We start from the raw sequence: 17122 nt of genomic DNA, 5'->3' as shown, positions 1-17122 counted from the left end.
CACCCATGGCAACGCTTGAAATCCGCGACCTGCACGTCTCCGTCGAGGCCGACAACGCCACGAAGGAGATCCTCAAGGGCGTCGACCTGACCGTGAAGCAGGGCGAGACCCACGCCATCATGGGCCCGAACGGGTCCGGCAAGTCCACCCTCGCGTACTCGCTCGCGGGTCACCCCAAGTACACGATCACGAGTGGCACGGTGACCCTGGACGGCGAGGACGTCCTGGAGATGTCCGTGGACGAGCGGGCCCGCGCCGGCCTGTTCCTCGCCATGCAGTACCCGGTCGAGATCCCCGGTGTCTCGGTCTCCAACTTCCTGCGCACCTCCGCCACCGCCGTCCGCGGTGAGGCCCCCAAGCTTCGGACGTGGGTGAAGGAGGTCAAGGAGACGATGGCCCAGCTCCAGATGGACCCGGCCTTCGCCGAGCGCAACGTCAACGAGGGCTTCTCCGGTGGTGAGAAGAAGCGCCACGAGATCCTTCAGCTGGAGCTTCTCAAGCCGAAGATCGCGATCCTCGACGAGACCGACTCCGGTCTGGACGTCGACGCTCTGAAGACGGTCTCCGAAGGCGTCAACCGCGTGCGCGAGACCGGCGAGGTCGGCACTCTGCTGATCACGCACTACACACGCATCCTCAAGTACATCAAGCCCGACTACGTGCATGTCTTCGCCAACGGCCGGATCGCCGCCTCCGGCGGTGCCGAGCTGGCCGACCAGCTGGAGAACGAGGGCTACGAGGCCTACACGAAGGGTGGCGCTTCCGCGTGACTGACGCCCGACAGGGGCTCTCCGGCCTCCTCGACACCGAGGCGATCCGCAAGGACTTCCCGATCCTGGACCGCACGGTCCACGACGGCAAGAAGATCGTTTACCTGGACAGCGCGGCGACCTCGCAGAAGCCGCGGCAGGTGCTCGACGCGCTCAACGAGTACTACGAGCGGCACAACGCCAATGTCCACCGCGGCGTGTACACGATCGCCGAGGAGGCCACCGCGCTGTACGAGGGCGCTCGCGACAAGGTCGCGGCCTTCATCAACGCACCCAGCCGCAACGAGGTGATCTTCACCAAGAACGCCTCGGAGTCGCTGAACCTCGTCGCCAACATGCTCGGCTGGGCGGACGAGCCCTACCGGGTCGACAGCGACACCGAGATCGTCACCACCGAGATGGAGCACCACTCCAACATCGTGCCGTGGCAGCTGCTCTCGCAGCGCACCGGCGCGAAGCTCAAGTGGTTCGGCATCACGGACGACGGCCGGCTGGACCTGTCCGACATCGACGAGATCATCACGGAGAAGACGAAGATCGTCTCCTTCACGCTGGTCTCCAACATCATGGGCACGATCAACCCGGTCGAGAAGATCATCCGCCGCGCCCAGCAGGTCGGCGCGCTGGTCTGCATCGACGCCTCGCAGGCGGCCCCGCACATGGTGCTCGACGTGCAGGCGCTGCAGGCCGACTTCGTGGCCTTCACCGGCCACAAGATGGTCGGCCCGACCGGCATCGGCGTGCTCTGGGGACGGCAGGAGCTCCTGGAGGACCTGCCGCCGTTCCTCGGTGGCGGCGAGATGATCGAGACCGTGTCGATGCACTCGTCGACGTACGCTCCGGCACCGCACAAGTTCGAGGCGGGCACGCCCCCGATCGCACAGGCCGTCGGCCTCGGCGCGGCCGTGGACTACCTCTCCTCGATCGGCATGGAGAACATCCACCGCCATGAGCAGGCCATCACCCAGTACGCGGTGACGCGGCTCCTGGAGGTTCCGGACCTCCGGATCATCGGCCCGGCGACTGCCGAGGACCGGGGTGCGACGATCTCGTTCACGCTCGGCGACATCCACCCGCACGACGTGGGCCAGGTGCTCGACGAGCAGGGCATCGCGGTCCGGGTGGGACACCACTGCGCACGCCCGGTGTGCCTGAGGTACGGAATTCCTGCGACGACGCGAGCGTCGTTCTATCTGTACTCCACGCCCGCCGAGGTCGACGCCCTGGTGGACGGGCTCGAGCACGTGCGGAACTTTTTCGGTTAGATGGCAGAGCGGCTGAGGGTTGACTGGTGAAGCTTGATTCCATGTACCAGGAAGTGATCCTGGACCACTACAAGCACCCCCACGGGCGTGGCCTGCGGGACGGCGACGCCGAGGTGCACCACGTCAACCCGACGTGCGGCGACGAGATCACGCTCCGCGTGAAGTACGACGGCGACACCATCGCCGACGTCAGTTACGAGGGCCAGGGCTGCTCCATCAGCCAGGCCAGCGCCTCCGTGCTCAACGAGCTGCTGGTGGGCAAGCAGCTCGGCGAGGCGCAGAAGATCCAGGAGACCTTCCTGGAACTGATGCAGTCCAAGGGTCAGCTGGAGCCGGACGACGCGATGGAGGAGGTGCTGGAGGACGCGGTCGCGTTCGCCGGCGTCTCCAAGTATCCGGCCCGGGTCAAGTGCGCGCTGCTGAGCTGGATGGCGTGGAAGGACGCGACGGCGCAGGCGCTGTCCGAAGGGAAGACGGCATGAGCGACAACGAGACTCTTACGACCAAGCCGGCCTCCGAGGAGGAGGTCCGCGAGGCCCTGTACGACGTGGTCGACCCCGAGCTGGGGATCGACGTGGTCAACCTGGGCCTGATCTACGGCATCCACATCGACGACGCCAACATCGCCACCCTCGACATGACCCTCACGTCGGCGGCCTGTCCGCTGACCGACGTCATCGAGGACCAGGCGAAGTCCGCGACGGACGGCATCGTCAACGAGCTCCGGATCAACTGGGTCTGGATGCCGCCGTGGGGCCCCGACAAGATCACCGATGACGGTCGCGAGCAGCTTCGCGCGCTCGGTTTCAACGTCTGAGTCATGACGTCCTGGAAGGCCCCCGGCACTGTGCCGGGGGCCTTCCTCGTCCGTGGTCAGCCTTCGGTGGCCAGGCGGTGGAGCAGGCGGTGGACCGAGGGGTTGCCGCGGAGACCGCGGACCAGCTCCTGGGCATCCTCACCGCCGCCCGGGCGGGGGAGTTCGCCACCGTCGACCCGACACCGGCCGCCCTGATCGGCCGCGAGCCCGTCACCGCGGGCGCGGTCCTGCGCGAACAGCTGTCGAACGGCTGACGCTCGGGCGGCTGCTCGCGCCCGGTTCAGGAGGGTTCGGGCGGTGCCGCCTCCCGCGGGCGGTGCCCCGGCGCGGCCGGGGGCTCCTGCCCCGGCCGGGTCACCACTGCGGGGCGCCGCCCCCGTACGGCGGAGGTACCGGGCCCTGTGCGGGGACGCCGGCGGCCTCGGCCAGGACGGGGCCCAGGTTCTCCGTCCGCATCCGCCGGTCGACGTAGAGCAGGCCGGTCACCAGCTGGGGGAATGTCGTCGAGATGATCTGGCTCACGAGCTGCCCCAGGAGCGTCGCGACCAGATAACCGCTCATCGCGACCATCACCGCCGCGGGGCTCGGGTCGTCCTCCAGCGATGCTGTCCCGATCATGCCGGGGAAGAGGCCGAGGACCGAGAAGGGCATCTGGATCACATAGCCGGCCGCGCCCGCTATCACGCCGGCCAGCAGGGTGATGCCGAAGATCCGCCACCAGTCGCCGCGCACCAGCTGGGACGAGCGGCGCAGCGCGGCGACGGGCCCCCGGCCCTCGAAGACCACTGCCGCGGGTGCCAGGCTCACCTTTATCCAGATCCAGGCCGCCAGCGGCCCGGTGATCAGGACGCCGACGACGCCCAGCGTGATGGCGGTGGCGGCGCCGCCGCCACTGTCCATCGTGACGAGGCTGATGATCGCCCCGATGAAGACCGCCATGACCAGCAGCACGGGGACCATCGCGACCAGGGCGGTGAGGATCAGGGCGCCGATCACGGGGGCGACATGGGCCCAGGCCCTCTGCCACACCGTCGAGAAGGCCACGGGCCTGCCCAGGACCGCCTCCTGCAGCACGGCCGGGACCGCCGCGTACATCAGGCCGGAGACGACCGCCATGGTGACGATGCCGAGCAAGGCGAGGAGGCAGCCCGCGGTCACGAGCGGAACGATGTCCGAGGACGACGCTCCCTCGTCGTAGTCGAGGGAGACCACCCGCTCCAGGTGGTCGGAGACGGCGGAGTAGGCGATGGCCACCGCCGCCGCCATCAGGAGCGCGGCCCCGCCGTACAGCGCGGCGGCCATGCCGAACAGCTGCTTCCAGTACCTGCCCATCGTCGAGAACGCCCCGCCCAGCACGTCCCCCAGCCTCAGCGGGGCGAGCGGTATGACCCCCGGCTTCGGCGGTGGCGCCCAGCCGCCCCATCCCGGCGGCCCCCCGTAGGGACTACCGCCGTACGCCGCGCCCCCGTAGGCGCCCCCGCCCCACCCTGCGTCCTGCGCCACCACTGCTCCGTTGCTCGTATCGTCCGGTTGTCATCCGGTCCTGCCGGTGCGGACACCGTAGCGTCCCGGGGTGCCCCCGAATCCCTTCCTGGCCGGTCACGATATGGGTGCACCGTTCTTGTGTACGGTCGTACGCAACGTTGGGTACGCTTGTACGCATGGGATACGGAATGCTGGTTGCGGCCATAGCGGCGGAGGTGGCCGGCACGACGGCCATGAAGTACAGCGAGGGGTTCACCAGGCTGTGGCCCTCGCTCATCACCGTCGTCGGCTATGTCCTGGCCTTCGCGTTGCTGGCCCAGACCCTCAAGACGCTGTCGATCGGCACCGCCTATGCCATCTGGGCGGGGACGGGCACCGCGGCTGTCGCCGCCATCGGCATCCTCTGGATGGGCGAGTCCGCGGGCCTCGCCAAGCTGGCGGGCATCGCTCTGGTCATCGCGGGGGTCGTCGTCCTCAATCTCGGAGGAGCCCACTGATGGTCCGGCGGTACGACCCCGAGCGGCGTGAGCGCATCATCGACGCGGCCATCCGCGTCGTCGCGGACCGGGGTATCGGCGGGCTCAGCCACCGCACCGTGGCCGCCGAGGCCGACGTGCCGCTCGGCTCGACGACGTATCACTTCGGCTCGCTCGACGAACTGCTGGTCGCCGCCCTGCGCCGGTGCAACGAGAGCTTCGCCCGGACGGTGCGGGAGAGCCCGTACTTCTCCGACCCCGAGATCCCGCTTGCCGACGAGCTGACCCGGCTGCTGGGGGAGTGGTTCGCCGCGGGGCGCGGGTCGCTGGCTCTGGAGTACGAGCTGTACCTCGCGGCCCTCCGCCGGCCCGCTCTGCGGCCGGTCGCCGCCGAGTGGGCCGACGCCCTGGCCGTCGTGATCGCCGACCGCACCGACCGGGCCACCGCTCGGGCGCTCACGGCCCTGCTGGACGGGATCAGCCTCCAGGTGCTGCTCACCGGCGGCGACTTCGACCCGGAGTACACCAGGGAGATGCTGGCCAGGGTCGCGCACGGGGCGGGCCGCTGACACCGGTCAGACGGTGACCCGCCGGACCGCCGCCGGCGCCGCCCGTCCGTGACCGGGTCCAGGGCCTCGACGACCGTACGGTCCCGGTCCGTCACCAGCGTCGGCCGGCTGACGCCCGCCGTGCGGAACGTGGGGAGCCGCAGCGCGGCCGTCGGTGTCAGTCCGGCGTCGGAGAGCAGCGGGAAGTGGGGCCTCTCCTTCTCGGTGAACGCCCTTTGCTCGTCCGGGTGCTGGGTGGACACGCCGTGCACGCTCGCGCCGGCCTCCGTGAACTCGGCCGGCTGGTCGCGGTGGTGCACGCCTCGAAAGTGCAGCCTTTCGCACCCGGGATCCCGGCCCACTCCGGCGGACAGGTGTGCACGCCCTGCTCGGTTGACCAGCGGATGCCGGGCTGCCATAGTCCGTTCCCAAAAGGAACTCACTGCCTGGGGGCGGGATGGGCATGCTGCGCGGCGTACCGAGAACGGTGCGGCTCCTGGCGTTCGGCGCCTTCCTCAACGCCGTCGTCAGCTTCACCTTCGTCTATCTCTTCGTGTACCTCACCGGACCGCGCGGCCTCTCCGTCGCCCAGGCGGGTGTGATCAGCGGCATCGGCGGGATCGGCCTGGTCGCGGGAAACTTCACCGGCGGCTGGTTCGGGGACCGGTACGGCCACCGGCGGATGCTTCTGACCGGCGCCTGTGTGAGCGGCGCCGCTCTCGTCGCCCTCCCCCTGCTGCCCCTGGCCGCCCTGTACGCGGTGCTGCCGCCGGCCCAGTACGCCTCGGGGGTCGTCCGCGCGGCCGGCGCGGCGCTCGTCGCGGTCTCCGTCCCCGCCGGAGGGCGCCGCCAGAGCTTCGCCGTCACCCGCTTCGCCTCCAACGGCGGCTTCACCGTCGGGCCGCCCCTCGGCGCGCTCATCGCTGCCGCGTCCTCGTACGACTGGCTCTTCCTCGCGGACGGACTGGGCACCCTGCTCTTCGCCGGCTACGCGGCCGCGATCCTGCCGTCCCGCGGCACCGTGCACACCCTGAGCACGCACGATCCGCACGCACCGGGCCTCCGGCGCGAACTCCGGGCCAGGCCCGGGGTGCTGGTGCTGCTCGCCGCGATCGTCTGCGTCGACCTCGTCTACCGTCAGCAGTACTCCACCCTGCCCGTCTTCCTCGCCCACCACGGCTACGGCACCCAGTTCTACGGCTGGCTGATCGCGGTCAACGGGGGCGTCATCCTCTGCCTCGAACTCCCCGCCGCACACGCCCTGCGCCGCCGGGCGCCTCTGACCGTCGTCGGGACCGGGCTGCTCCTCGTCGGGCTCGGCTACGCGGTGCTGATCCCCGGGGCGGGTGCCTTCTTCGCCGTCTCGATGATGGTGTCGCTGACCCTGGGCGAGATCCTCTACAAGACGACGGCCACGGCCTACGTCGCCGACCAGGCGCCGCTCCACGCCCAGGGCCGGTTCCAGAGCCTGTACGCCGGCGCGTCGATCAGCGGCCAGGTCCTCGCCCCACCCCTCGGGGGCGCGCTGTACACCGCCGCGCCCTCCCTGCTCTGGCCCCTCTGCGCGGCCCTCGCGTGCGGCGCGGGCGTGGCCGTACTGGCGGCACGGCGGCTGCACGAACCCTCGTCCGGGCCACGGGTGACAGGCGGCGCGGGGCCCGGTCGCCCCGTTCCTCCGGGCGAACACGCTCCGGTAACTGAGACCGGTTCGCCCGCGCGGGGCTCCGACGGTTAGGTTCTGTTCATGACCGACACGACTTCCCAGGGCTCCGCCCGCACCACCGGCGCCGTCGCCGCCGGCCTCGCCACCATCGCCGGTGACGGCACCGTCCTCGACACCTGGTTCCCCGCCCCCGAGCTCGCCGCGGAGCCCGGCCCGGCCGGGACGCAGCGCCTGAGCCCGGAGGAGGCGGTGAACCGTCTCGGTGACGGCGCGGCCAAGGCCATCGGCGTGGACGCACGCCGCGGCGTGGAGATCGTCGCCGTGTCCACGGTCATCTCCTCACTGGACGACAAGCCGCTCGACGCGCACGACATCTACCTGCGGCTGCACCTGCTCTCGCACCGTCTCGTGCAGCCCCACGGGCAGAACCTCGACGGCATGTTCGGCTTCCTCGCCAACGTCGCCTGGACCTCGCTGGGCCCGGTCGCCGTCGACGACCTGGAGAAGGTCCGGCTCAACGCCCGCGCCGAGGGCCTGCACCTCCAGGTCACCTCGGTGGACAAGTTCCCCCGGATGACGGACTACGTCGCGCCCAAGGGCGTGCGGATCGCCGACGCCGACCGGGTGCGGCTGGGCGCCCACCTGGCCTCCGGTACGACCGTCATGCACGAGGGCTTCGTGAACTTCAACGCGGGCACCCTCGGCACCTCCATGGTCGAGGGCCGCATCTCCGCGGGCGTCGTCGTCGGCGACGGCTCCGACATCGGCGGCGGCGCGTCCACCATGGGCACGCTGTCCGGCGGTGGCAAGGAGCGCATCGCCATCGGGCAGCGCTGCCTGATCGGCGCCGAGGCGGGCATCGGGATCGCGCTCGGCGACGAGTGCGTCGTCGAGGCCGGGCTCTACGTCACGGCCGGCACCCGGGTCACGATGCCCGACGGCCAGGTCGTCAAGGCCCGTGAGCTCTCCGGCGCCTCGAACATCCTCTTCCGCCGCAACTCTGTCACCGGCGCCGTCGAGGCCCGCCCGAACAACGCGGTCTGGGACGGGCTCAACGACGTACTGCACAGCAACGACTAGTCCGTAGCGGCGAGGAGTTCCTCGTACACCCCGCGCAGCCCGTCGACCGCCTCGCGGTCGGCGGGCTGCAGCGGTTCGCGGACCGGGCCCGCGTCCAGCAGTGCCTTCGCCGTGACCGTGCCGGGCAGGCCGGCGGCCATCATGGCCTCGATCAGCGGGGCGGTGAGCCCGTTGAGACGGGCCGCCTCCGCGGTGTCGCCGGCGTCGAACGCGTCCAGCACGGCCCGCATCTGACGCGGGGCCGCGTTGGCGACCGTACTCACGTAGCCGGCCCCGCCGAGCGCGTACAGCGGAAGGTTCAGCTCCTCGCATCCCGAGTAGTAGGCCAGCGAGGTCCGCGCCATCACCTTGGCGGCCGCGAGCATGTCGTACGAACAGTCCTTGACCGCCACGACGCGCGGGTGCCCGGCCAGCCGGAGCAGCGTCGCCGGTTCGATCCTCGTGCCGGTGCGGCCCGGGATGTCGTACAGCATCAGCCCGATGCCCGTGGCCTCCGCGACCCGGAGGAAGTGCGCCTCCACGGCGGCCTGCGGGGGACGGCTGTAGTACGGCGTCACCACCAGCAGCCCGTCGGCGCCCGCGGCCTCGGCCTCCCGCGCGAGCCGGACCGTGTGCCGGGTGTCGGAACTGCCCACGCCCGCGACGAGCGGGACGGAGCCGCCGACCGCCTCCCGGACGGCCCGCAGGAGCGCAGTCTTCTCCTCGTCCGTCGTGGTCGGTGACTCGCCGGTGGTGCCGCTGAGCACGAGGCCGTCGCAGCCGTCCGCGACGAGACCGGCGGCGTGACGGCGGGCGGCGTCCAGGTCCAGGTCACCTGCGGCGGTGAACGGGGTGATCATGGCGCAGAGGGCGCGGCCGAAGGGCCTGGCCGTGTGGGATGTCATGTCCGCAGTCTCGGCTTCCGGTGCGTGCGGGTCCACTTAGTTCTGCTTCGGGTGAAGGGCAAGAGACGCTGAACGGTGAGGCGGCGCGGCGTCTGGCATGATCGAACGCGGTTGCGACAAACCGTTCCGGGGGTGGGTGCACGGCATGCGCGTACGAAGAACGATCCCGGCCGCCGTGCTCACGGCGGCCACGCTGACGCTGTCCGGCTGTGCCGGCTTCCTCGTCCCCGCGGGCGAGGGGGAGCCGGGCCCCACCCGCACGACGCGGCCGACGGACGCCGAGCCCGCCCCGGGCGCCGGGGCCACGACGGAGGCACCCGCCCAGGGAGCGCCCACGCCCACCGCGCCGGCCGACGGCTGCCCCGCCTCCGGAGTGGTCGTGGAGATGGGCCCCGTGCAGACGGCGATGTTCCACCGCGCCGTCACCCTCACGCTCACCAACTGCGGGAAGCAGCCCTACCGCGTCCACGGCTACCCGTCCGTCCGCGCGCTGGGTGACGAGGGTGAACGCATCCCCGTACCCGTGAACGCGGGCGGATCGATGTTCGGCAACGACGAGGGGCCGGAGGAGGTCATGCTGAAGCCCGGCGCGAGCGTCACATCGACGCTGGCCTGGGTCTCCACCGAGGAAGGCGGCGACCTCATCGAGGGCGACGCCCTGGAGATCGCCGCCGCCCCGGACGCGGGGGCACGCGTCTTCCCGCTGGAGGGCCACGACATACGCCTGATGGACGAGCTGAACACGACGGCGTGGCGTGCGCGGACGGCCGGATGACCGGTCTTGACCTCAAGCGCACTTGACGTATGAGGGTGGTGATCGTGGGAGAGTGCACAGGCCCACGTCGACGCGCTCGCCGCCTCGGGCCACCGGGGTCGGACCGATGACACCGCGGTGGCACCGGGTCCAGAGTCACCCCGCCCTGAGGCGCAGTACCGTCCGCCGCTACACACCCGCGCTCGCCTCGCGTCCGGCCTGTAGGAGAACCGGGCTCGGGACGAAATGCGTCTACGCTGGGGGGCGGCCAAGGCCCCGTACACACCGGGCCGGCCCCTCGCACACAGCCCGCGCACGCCCCCGAGGAGAACCCACTGATGTCCGCAGAGCGCCCCTCCCTGCCGCCGGTGCGGCTGCACACCGAGGCCGAGCTGGCACGGGACGCGCTGGCCGCTCCGCTGCTCGCCCGCGCCGTCCGCCTCGCCCGCTGGGCGGGGCCGGCGACCCGGGTCGGCGCCGGTGGTGAGCTCGTCGAGGCGCAGCTGCCCGAGGCCGCACAGCACCTGGGGCTCGGCGACGACGAGGACGGCGCCGCCTACGCCAGCGAGGCGTGGCGCCTCGCCGTCGACACCGGGCTCGTCGACTTCGAGGACCCGCAGGACGCCGACGGGACCGGGGAGGGCGATGCGGAGGGCACCGTCACGGCCGGCGAGAACCTGGCGCTGCTGACCTCCGGATCCCCGCAGGACGTCCTCGCGATCTGGCTCGACGGGCTGGAGGCCGTGCACGCGGACGCCACCGCCCCGGCCTTCGACGACTTCGCCGATCTCATCGGTGAGGACGGCAGCGTCGACTTCGACGCCCTGGACTGGGACCCGGAGGAGGAGGCCGAGTTCCTCGACGGGGTGCTCGGCAACCTCTATCTGCTGACCCTCTCGGAGGCCGGTCCCGCCGACGGCCCCGTGCCGCTGCCGGCCCTCGCCGCCTCCGTGGTGGTGCCCGACGACATGGGGGAGCCCACCGACGACGTCCTGGAGCAGGTGTCCGAGGCGATGATGCGGCTGGACGACCAGTTCCGGGTCCTCGAACCCATCGGGATCGTCGAATACCGGCCGGTGGACGAGACGTTGCTGACCGAGGAGGGCGAGGAGGCGACACCGCCCGTCGACGACGAGGACGTCACCCGCTACGGCATGGTGAAGCTGACGCCGCTCGGCCTCTACGGCATCCGGGAGCGGATGCTGGAGGCCGGTGTGGACGCCCCCGCCGTCGGTGACCTCGCCGACAAGGGGGCCGACGCCCTCCTCGACGGCATCGCGTACTACCCCGAGGAGGCCGCGCGCACCGAGGTCGGTCTCTGGCTCGGCCGCCGCGGAGCCGAGGGGGCGGAGGCCGCCGCGGTGGAGCTCCTGGACGCGGCGCGCGGCGCCGACCGGCGGGCACCGCTGCGCAGGCTCCACTGCCAGCAGGCCCTCGCCCTGGTCGGCCCGGAGGCGGAGCCCGCGGTGCGCGCGGTGCTCGGTGATCCCGAGCTCGGCGGTCTGGCGCGGGTCTGGCTCGCGGAGCGCGGCGCGGCGGACGTGCCCGCGCCCCCGGAGTCGATGATCTTCTGGCTGGCCGTGGACACGATCGCCGCCCAACTGGACGCCGACGGCGACCTGGACGAGCTCCAGGAGCTGGTCGAGGGGCTCTCCGGCCAGCACAGCGGCTTCTTCGACGAGGCCTGGCGGGTGGAGCACCCGGCGACCGCCGAGGTCCTCGAGGCGATGGGCCGCCTCCACGGCGACCGCGGCGCCGCGAAAGCGGCCCGCAAGGCGGCGTACAAGGCGCGGTCGCGGCAGCAGAGCTGACGCGCGGGTACGGGACGGCAGCCGCACCACCTGGTGGACCGGTGCGTTTCAGCCAGACGCGGCCTGTTGTCGCCGCACTTCTGGGCGTAATTGTCCTGACCCGGGGAGCGGGTTGGGCCACAGGCCCCCGGAGCGCCGACCGGCGTTCAGCCGGAGTTGGTGCGGGGGAGGGAACGTGATCGCGCCAGCCCACCCGGCCACGCAGCACCAGGAGCCCGCCATGTTGATCACCCGCAGGGAATTCAGCAGACAGTCCGCCCTCACCGGAGCGGGGATAGCCCTGACCGGCGCCGTCGGCGCACTGGCCACGGCACCCGGCGCCCTGGCCGCCGAGGACTCGCGGCACGGCCATGGGCACGGGGACGACGACAAGGGCCACGGGCACGGCAAGGAACTGGGCTACGGGCCGCTGATCGACGACCCGAAGGGCATCCTCGCGCTGCCCGCCGGATTCTCGTACCGCGTCATCACCCACAGCGGGGTCACCAAGCTGGAGACCGGCGAGCCGACCCCCTCCAACCACGACGGCACCGCCGCCTTCGAAGGCGCCCGCGGTGTCACGCTCCTGGTCAACAACCACGAGCTGGCCGGCACCCGGGCCCGCTGGGAGTACCCCGTCCCGCTCACCGAGGGCCTCGTCTACGACCCGGTCGCGGCCGGCGGCTGCACCGTCGTGGAGACCCGTCGCGACGGCCGCACCGCCGAGTGGGTCGGCATCGCGGGTACGTCGACCAACTGTGCGGGTGGCAGCACCGCGTGGGGCACCTGGCTCACCTGCGAGGAGACCGAGGACAAGGCCGGCAAGAACGGTCTGCTCAAGGACCACGGCTACGTCTTCGAGGTCGACCCGTACGACAAGCGCGCCAACCGCGACCCGCGCCCCATCAAGGCGTTCGGCCGGTACGCGCACGAGGCCGTCGTCATCGACCCGAAGCGGGGGCACGCCTACCTGACCGAGGACGCGTCCGGCCCCAACGGCCTGCTCTACCGCTGGGTCCCGCCGCACGGCTTCGAGCACGGCCGGGGGAAGCTGCGCACCCTCGCCGACGACGCCGGTGTCCTCCAGGCCACCAAGTGCTTCGACAAGAAGGGCAGGTTCGTCGACGACCTGTCCCGCGCCACCGAGATCGGCACCGTCTACGGCGTGGACTGGGTCGACGTCCCCGACCGCGACGCGAAGACCGTGTCCGTGCGCAAGCAGTTCGCCGATGGCGAGGTCACCCGCGCCCGCAAGCTCGAGGGCATGTGGTGGGGCGACGGCGGCGCCTACTTCGTCTCCTCCTTCGCCCGGGACGAGAGCCCCGTGGCCCACGACGGCCAGGTCTGGTTCTACGACCCCAAGCGCCGCACGGTCACCCTCAAGGTCCTTCTCGGCGTCAACGCCGACCCGTCCGTGGACGGCGCCTTCGACGGCCCGGACAACATCACCGTGTCCCCGTACGGCGGCATCGTCATCTCCGAGGACGGCAACGGGATCCAGCACCTCTTCGGCGCGACCGACAGCGGCCGCACCTACCCGATCGCGCGCAACGACCTCAACGCCGGCACGGAGGAGGACCCCTCCTACAGCGAGATCGCCGGGGTCACCTTCTCCCCGGACGGAAAGACGCTGTTCGCGAACATCCAGACCCCGGGCATCATGCTCGCCATCACGGGTCCGTGGAAGCGCCAGCCGGACAAGCACTGACACCAGCCTGCGCGGCGCGTGGGGAAATCCTCTCGCGCGCCGCGCAGTTGTTCTCCTAGAGTCAGGGCCACGCACCTCCCGGTGCGAAGGCAGCGGCTACTTCCTTTCCCGAAATCACGCCGCGGCCATCCTGACCTCGGGAGGCACGAGCGCCGGGGTGCCCGGTGCGCAGGCGACGGATACTTCTTTGATCTGACGGTTGCGGGTTCGAGTCCCGTCCGGCCACGGCCGGTAGCTCAATTGGGTAGAGCATCGGAATAGCACCGTCGCCGACTCCAGATCTCGGGCACCCCTTCTTCGCTGTGTCCTCTCCCATGAATTCGGGGGAATTCACATGGCACGCTTCAACACCCGCTCCACCCGGCCCCATGCCACCTCGCCCGTGAAGTCCACCGGGCGCACCGCGCGCAACCACCAGGGCGCCGTGGGGCACCTCCGGGACAACCGCTCCGAACTTTTTCTGCTCGGCGTCGCCAACTTCGTCTCGCAGGAGACCTTCCACGAGGACGGCGAGAGCCGCGACAGCCGCTTCGCCACGCTGGTGCGGACGCTCGCCGTGGAGGACCCGGAGTGGACCGCGGGGCTGCTGAGCTGGCTGCGCCGCGAGGGCCGGATGCGTACGGCGTCGGTCGTCGGTGCCGCCGAGTACGTGAAGGCGCGGCTCGAGGCCGGCGCGGAGGACGGCCCGTCCAACCGGCAGGTCGTCGACTCCGTGCTGCTGCGCGCGGACGAGCCCGGTGAGCTGCTCGGATACTGGACCTCGCGGTACGGCCGCGCCGTGCCCAAGCCGGTCAAGCGGGGGATCGCCGACGCCGTGCGCCGGCTCTACAGCGGCAGGACGCTGCTGAAGTACGACACGGCGTCCAAGGGCTATCGCTTCGGCGACGTACTCAATCTGGTGCACGCCGCGCCCGACCCCGCCAAGCCCTGGCAGGGGGACCTGTTCCGGTACGCCCTGGACCGCAGGCACCACCCCGAGGACGCCGTGGCGCCCGCGTCGGACCGCACGCTGACCGCCCACCGGGCGCTGATGGCGCTGCCGGTCGCCGAGCGCCGTGCGGTGATCACCGGGCCCGGTGGCGTGGACCGGCTGGCCGAGGCGGGCATGACCTGGGAGGCGCTGGCGGGCTGGCTGCAGGGACCTATGGACGCCGCCGCCTGGGAGGCCGTGATCCCGTCCATGGGCGCGATGGCGCTCGTGCGGAACCTGCGCAACTTCGACGAGGCGGGTGTGTCGGACGACGTCGCGGCGGGGGTGGCGGAGAGGATCAGCGACCCGGAGGCGGTCGCCGCCTCGCGGCAGTTCCCCTTCCGCTACCTCGCGGCGTACCAGCACGCCCCGTCACTGCGGTGGGCGTACCCGCTGGAGCGGGCGCTCGGGCACTCGCTGGGCAATGTCCCCGCGCTGCCCGGCCGCACCCTGGTCCTCGTCGACCGGTCCGGCTCGATGTGGTCACCGCTCTCCGACCGCTCGCTCCTGAACCGGGCCGACGCCGCGGCGGTCTTCGGCGCGGCACTGGCGCTGCGGGCCGCAGAGGCCGATCTGGTGCAGTTCGGTACGGGCAGCCGGCAGGTGGAGTGCCGCAAGGGCGAGTCCGTACTGAAGATCCTGGAGCGCTTCGGCGACCTGGGCGGCACGAATACCGTGCAGGCGGTACGCAAGCACTACCGCGGGCACGACCGGGTGCTGATCGTCACCGACGAGCAGGCGTCGTTCACGCACTACGGGGACGCCACCGAGGGCATCCCGGCGGACGTGCCCGTCTACACCTGGAACCTCGCCGGGTACCGGGTCGGGCACGCGCCGTCGGGAGGCGAGAACCGCCACACCTTCGGGGGCTTTTCCGACGCGGCGTTCCGCATGGTGCCCCTGCTGGAAGCGGGCAGGAGCGCGGACTGGCCCTGGAACCGCTGATTACGAATGCGGCACTACTGACCGCTCCGGAGCGGTCGGGCATGGCGTCGGGCGCTTACAGGGCGCATACTCGACCGTAATGAAACAGTCAGCCGGTTCCCGGCGTCACCTGCCTTCCAGTCCCTTCAACCGCCCGGCCCAGGCGGCCCCACCGGTCGAATGCTTCGATGTGGGCGACAGGGTGTCGCACGACCAGTTCGGACTCGGCCGAGTCCTCGCTGTCGAGGGCGACAACGACGCAGTGCTCATCGACTTCTCGGGGCGACAGGGGAGGATCCTGAGCCCGTACTCCAAGCTGACCAAGCTCTGAGAGAGCGAACGAGCACGCACCGCGTCCCACCGGAAACTCTCCGGATCCGGGGCACCTGAGGGGAGAACCCGCGGGTGCCCCGGAAGCCGTTTCCGGGGGGCGGCGGTGCTACAGGGCCTTGGCGGCGGGCTTGACCATGCCGCGGACGGTCCGGGACTTCACGAACTCGCCCATTCCGGTCATCTCCCACTCGCCGGAGAACTGCTTGATCAGCTTGGCCATCATGACGCCGGTCTGCGGCTCCGCGCCGGTCAGGTCGAAGCGGACCAGCTCCTCGCCGGTGCGCGCGTCGATCAGCCGGCAGTAGGCCTTGGCGACCTCGGTGAACTTCTGCCCGGTGAACGAGTTGACCGTGAAGACCAGGCCGGTCGCGTCCGCGGGGATCCTGCCGAGATCCACGACGATCACCTCGTCGTCGCCCGCGCCCTCACCCGTGAGGTTGTCGCCGGAGTGCTTGACCGCGCCGTTCAGGATGGAGAGCTTGCCGAAGTAGCAGCTGTCCAGGTGATTGCGGTTGGGGCCGAAGGCGATCACCGAGGCGTCGAGGTCGATGTCCTTGCCACGGAACGCGGGCTCCCAGCCGAGGCCCATCTTGACCTGCGAGAGCAGCGGCTTGCCGCCCTTGACCAGGGACACGGTCTGGTTCTTCTGGAGGCTGATCCGGCCCTTGTCGAGATTGATCTTGCCGGAGCCGGCGGGGGCCGGCGGTGCGGGCGGTGCCGCGGGGGCCGGCGGCGCGAGCCGCGGGTCGACGGGCGCGGCGGCCGGGGGAGCCATGGGCGGAGCGGCGGGCGGTGCGACGGGTGCGGCGGCCGGTGCGGGCGTCGCCGCCGGGGCGGGCTCCTCCACCGAGACGCCGAAGTCCGTGGCGATGCCCGCCAGGCCGTTCGCATAGCCCTGGCCGACGGCGCGGGCCTTCCAGGCGCCGTTGCGCAGGTAGATCTCGATGACCACCAGCGCCGTCTCGCCGCCCAGCTGCGGCGGCGTGAACGTGGCGAGCGCGCTGCCGTCGTCCGCGTTGCGCACGGTGGCGGTGGGCTCCACGCCCCGGAAGGTCTGGCCCGCGGCGTCGGGGCTCGCCGTGACCACGATCTTCTCGATGCCCGGGGGGACCGCGGTGGTGTCCACCACGATCGCGTCGGGCGCCGACCCGCCGCCCGAGCGGTAGGTCACGCCGGGGCCCGATGGCTGGTTGTAGAAGATGAAGTCGTCGTCGGAGCGCACCTTGCCGTCGGCGGTGAGCAGCAGGCCCGAGACGTCGAGCCGCACCGGGGCGGCGACGTCCACCGCCACGCGGGCGGCGGAGAGAGGGATGTTCGAGCCGGGGGTCATTGCGGTCATGCACGGGGTAACGAACGACCCGGCTTTGCCGTTCCCTTACCTTCGCGGACTTGCTCCGTACGGCTCAGCGCCCGCCGCGCGCCCGGTTGCGGGGGTGTTCGCGGGCGGTGCGCTCGTTGCCGTGCCGGTACGCGCCCGTCCAGCGGGCCATGACGAGCTGGGCGTCGCCGGAGGTCACCTCCGCGAGGAACTTCTCCGCCCGGCCGCCGCGCAGGGTGCCCGCGGGGCGGCCGTGGTGCGTGATGGTGACGCTCGCGTCGCCGTGCTGCTCGTACCGGAATCCGGAGGGTTTCGGCATGCCCGAATGGTGCCCGAC

At 71.4% G+C, this 17122-nt stretch carries 18 protein-coding genes and 1 pseudogene; 14 read left to right on the top strand and 5 right to left on the bottom strand.

The features are described 5' to 3' along the window. Positions 1-5 precede the first annotated feature (5 nt). The 5 genes from sufC to ACIBCU_RS00710 all read left to right on the top strand — a co-directional run bounded on the left by sufC (position 6) and on the right by ACIBCU_RS00710 (position 3106). Positions 6-770: a Fe-S cluster assembly ATPase SufC gene (sufC, locus tag ACIBCU_RS00730; RefSeq protein ID WP_099176101.1), complete on the top strand. Its 765-nt coding sequence runs from the start codon at positions 6-8 to the stop codon at positions 768-770. Next, positions 767-2035 carry a cysteine desulfurase gene (locus tag ACIBCU_RS00725; RefSeq protein ID WP_362934642.1) on the top strand — a complete coding sequence of 423 codons (1269 nt, stop codon included), beginning with the start codon at positions 767-769 and terminating at the stop codon, positions 2033-2035. Before sufC ends, ACIBCU_RS00725 begins: the two co-directional genes overlap by 4 nt. Positions 2036-2061: 26 nt before the next feature. After that, positions 2062-2517, top strand: a complete 456-nt coding sequence (gene sufU, locus ACIBCU_RS00720; RefSeq protein ID WP_104789963.1) for a Fe-S cluster assembly sulfur transfer protein SufU — start codon at positions 2062-2064, stop codon at positions 2515-2517. Beyond that, positions 2514-2852, top strand: coding sequence for a metal-sulfur cluster assembly factor (locus ACIBCU_RS00715; protein ID WP_093539690.1), 339 nt, complete (start codon positions 2514-2516; stop codon positions 2850-2852). Before sufU ends, ACIBCU_RS00715 begins: the two co-directional genes overlap by 4 nt. Positions 2853-2941: 89 nt before the next feature. Next, the gene (locus ACIBCU_RS00710; protein ID WP_399228291.1) at positions 2942-3106 is read left to right on the top strand and encodes a hypothetical protein; all 165 of its coding nucleotides are present in this window, start codon (positions 2942-2944) and stop codon (positions 3104-3106) included. Positions 3107-3206: 100 nt separating this feature from the next. Here the strand turns inward: ACIBCU_RS00710 and ACIBCU_RS00705 are convergent, their stop codons facing one another. Further along, complete coding sequence (locus tag ACIBCU_RS00705) at positions 3207-4355, bottom strand: hypothetical protein (RefSeq protein WP_399228289.1); 1149 nt, start codon at positions 4353-4355, stop codon at positions 3207-3209. A 158-nt stretch (positions 4356-4513) separates the two neighbouring features. Between ACIBCU_RS00705 and ACIBCU_RS00700 the strand changes: the two genes are divergently transcribed. Next, positions 4514-4834, top strand: coding sequence for a DMT family transporter (locus ACIBCU_RS00700; protein WP_399228288.1), 321 nt, complete (start codon positions 4514-4516; stop codon positions 4832-4834). Then, positions 4834-5382 (top strand): TetR family transcriptional regulator, encoded by a 549-nt coding sequence (locus ACIBCU_RS00695; RefSeq protein WP_362934627.1) that lies wholly within the window; start codon positions 4834-4836, stop codon positions 5380-5382. The genes ACIBCU_RS00700 and ACIBCU_RS00695 overlap by 1 nt, the downstream gene beginning before the upstream one ends. A 44-nt stretch (positions 5383-5426) precedes the next feature. On the opposite strand, the pseudogene ACIBCU_RS00690 reads toward ACIBCU_RS00695, so the two are convergent. Beyond that, a pseudogene (locus ACIBCU_RS00690) lies at positions 5427-5731 on the bottom strand (redoxin domain-containing protein); the annotation flags it as partial. Between the two features lie 87 nt (positions 5732-5818). Here ACIBCU_RS00690 and ACIBCU_RS00685 point away from each other — a divergent pair. Both ACIBCU_RS00685 and dapD read left to right on the top strand, forming a co-directional pair. Further along, on the top strand, positions 5819-7096 hold the full coding sequence (locus ACIBCU_RS00685) for an MFS transporter (protein ID WP_399228285.1): 1278 nt from the start codon (positions 5819-5821) through the stop codon (positions 7094-7096). A gap of 9 nt (positions 7097-7105) precedes the next feature. Next, positions 7106-8104 (top strand): 2,3,4,5-tetrahydropyridine-2,6-dicarboxylate N-succinyltransferase, encoded by a 999-nt coding sequence (gene dapD, locus ACIBCU_RS00680; RefSeq protein WP_362934621.1) that lies wholly within the window; start codon positions 7106-7108, stop codon positions 8102-8104. On the opposite strand, the gene dapA is transcribed toward dapD, so the two are convergent. After that, the gene (gene dapA, locus ACIBCU_RS00675) at positions 8101-8988 is read right to left on the bottom strand and encodes a 4-hydroxy-tetrahydrodipicolinate synthase (RefSeq protein ID WP_362934618.1); all 888 of its coding nucleotides are present in this window, start codon (positions 8986-8988) and stop codon (positions 8101-8103) included. The two genes, dapD and dapA, sit on opposite strands and share 4 nt — an antisense overlap. A 145-nt stretch (positions 8989-9133) precedes the next feature. Between dapA and ACIBCU_RS00670 the strand changes: the two genes are divergently transcribed. The 5 genes from ACIBCU_RS00670 to ACIBCU_RS00650 all read left to right on the top strand — a co-directional run bounded on the left by ACIBCU_RS00670 (position 9134) and on the right by ACIBCU_RS00650 (position 15465). Further along, positions 9134-9763 (top strand): DUF4232 domain-containing protein, encoded by a 630-nt coding sequence (locus ACIBCU_RS00670; RefSeq protein WP_362934615.1) that lies wholly within the window; start codon positions 9134-9136, stop codon positions 9761-9763. 317 nt (positions 9764-10080) lie between these two features. After that, a complete protein-coding gene (locus ACIBCU_RS00665) occupies positions 10081-11553 on the top strand; it encodes a hypothetical protein (protein ID WP_399228282.1) in 1473 nt (490 codons plus the stop codon). 220 nt (positions 11554-11773) lie between these two features. Next, a complete protein-coding gene (locus ACIBCU_RS00660; protein ID WP_399228280.1) occupies positions 11774-13240 on the top strand; it encodes an alkaline phosphatase PhoX in 1467 nt (488 codons plus the stop codon). A gap of 334 nt (positions 13241-13574) precedes the next feature. Beyond that, entirely contained in the window at positions 13575-15155 is a 1581-nt protein-coding gene (locus tag ACIBCU_RS00655; protein WP_399228279.1) for a TROVE domain-containing protein, read from the top strand. A 79-nt stretch (positions 15156-15234) separates the two neighbouring features. Beyond that, positions 15235-15465, top strand: a complete 231-nt coding sequence (locus ACIBCU_RS00650) for a hypothetical protein (RefSeq protein ID WP_014156926.1) — start codon at positions 15235-15237, stop codon at positions 15463-15465. A 108-nt stretch (positions 15466-15573) separates the two neighbouring features. Here the strand turns inward: ACIBCU_RS00650 and ACIBCU_RS00645 are convergent, their stop codons facing one another. Then, complete coding sequence (locus tag ACIBCU_RS00645) at positions 15574-16806, bottom strand: TerD family protein (protein WP_399228276.1); 1233 nt, start codon at positions 16804-16806, stop codon at positions 15574-15576. 64 nt (positions 16807-16870) lie between these two features. Further along, positions 16871-17104, bottom strand: coding sequence for a hypothetical protein (locus ACIBCU_RS00640; RefSeq protein ID WP_362934603.1), 234 nt, complete (start codon positions 17102-17104; stop codon positions 16871-16873). Positions 17105-17122 lie beyond the last annotated feature (18 nt).

The organism is Streptomyces sp. NPDC051064 (assembly GCF_044455985.1).
Classification (GTDB): domain Bacteria; phylum Actinomycetota; class Actinomycetes; order Streptomycetales; family Streptomycetaceae; genus Streptomyces.
The sequence above is the reverse complement of the archived record's forward strand: the minus strand, read 5'-3'. Positions and strand labels throughout refer to the sequence as shown.

Bases quoted from the DNA above. Each gene is read 5' to 3' on its own strand.
- sufC (WP_099176101.1), top strand. From the start codon at position 6: ATGGCAACGCTTGAAATCCGCGACCTGCACGTCTCCGTCGAGGCCGAC.
- ACIBCU_RS00715 (WP_093539690.1), top strand. From the start codon at position 2,514: ATGAGCGACAACGAGACTCTTACGACCAAGCCGGCCTCCGAGGAGGAG.
- ACIBCU_RS00700 (WP_399228288.1), top strand. From the start codon at position 4,514: ATGGGATACGGAATGCTGGTTGCGGCCATAGCGGCGGAGGTGGCCGGC.
- ACIBCU_RS00695 (WP_362934627.1), top strand. From the start codon at position 4,834: ATGGTCCGGCGGTACGACCCCGAGCGGCGTGAGCGCATCATCGACGCG.
- ACIBCU_RS00685 (WP_399228285.1), top strand. From the start codon at position 5,819: ATGGGCATGCTGCGCGGCGTACCGAGAACGGTGCGGCTCCTGGCGTTC.
- dapD (WP_362934621.1), top strand. From the start codon at position 7,106: ATGACCGACACGACTTCCCAGGGCTCCGCCCGCACCACCGGCGCCGTC.
- dapA (WP_362934618.1), bottom strand. From the start codon at position 8,988: ATGACATCCCACACGGCCAGGCCCTTCGGCCGCGCCCTCTGCGCCATG.
- ACIBCU_RS00670 (WP_362934615.1), top strand. From the start codon at position 9,134: ATGCGCGTACGAAGAACGATCCCGGCCGCCGTGCTCACGGCGGCCACG.
- ACIBCU_RS00665 (WP_399228282.1), top strand. From the start codon at position 10,081: ATGTCCGCAGAGCGCCCCTCCCTGCCGCCGGTGCGGCTGCACACCGAG.
- ACIBCU_RS00660 (WP_399228280.1), top strand. From the start codon at position 11,774: ATGTTGATCACCCGCAGGGAATTCAGCAGACAGTCCGCCCTCACCGGA.
- ACIBCU_RS00655 (WP_399228279.1), top strand. From the start codon at position 13,575: ATGGCACGCTTCAACACCCGCTCCACCCGGCCCCATGCCACCTCGCCC.
- ACIBCU_RS00650 (WP_014156926.1), top strand. From the start codon at position 15,235: ATGAAACAGTCAGCCGGTTCCCGGCGTCACCTGCCTTCCAGTCCCTTC.
- ACIBCU_RS00645 (WP_399228276.1), bottom strand. From the start codon at position 16,806: ATGACCGCAATGACCCCCGGCTCGAACATCCCTCTCTCCGCCGCCCGC.
- ACIBCU_RS00640 (WP_362934603.1), bottom strand. From the start codon at position 17,104: ATGCCGAAACCCTCCGGATTCCGGTACGAGCAGCACGGCGACGCGAGC.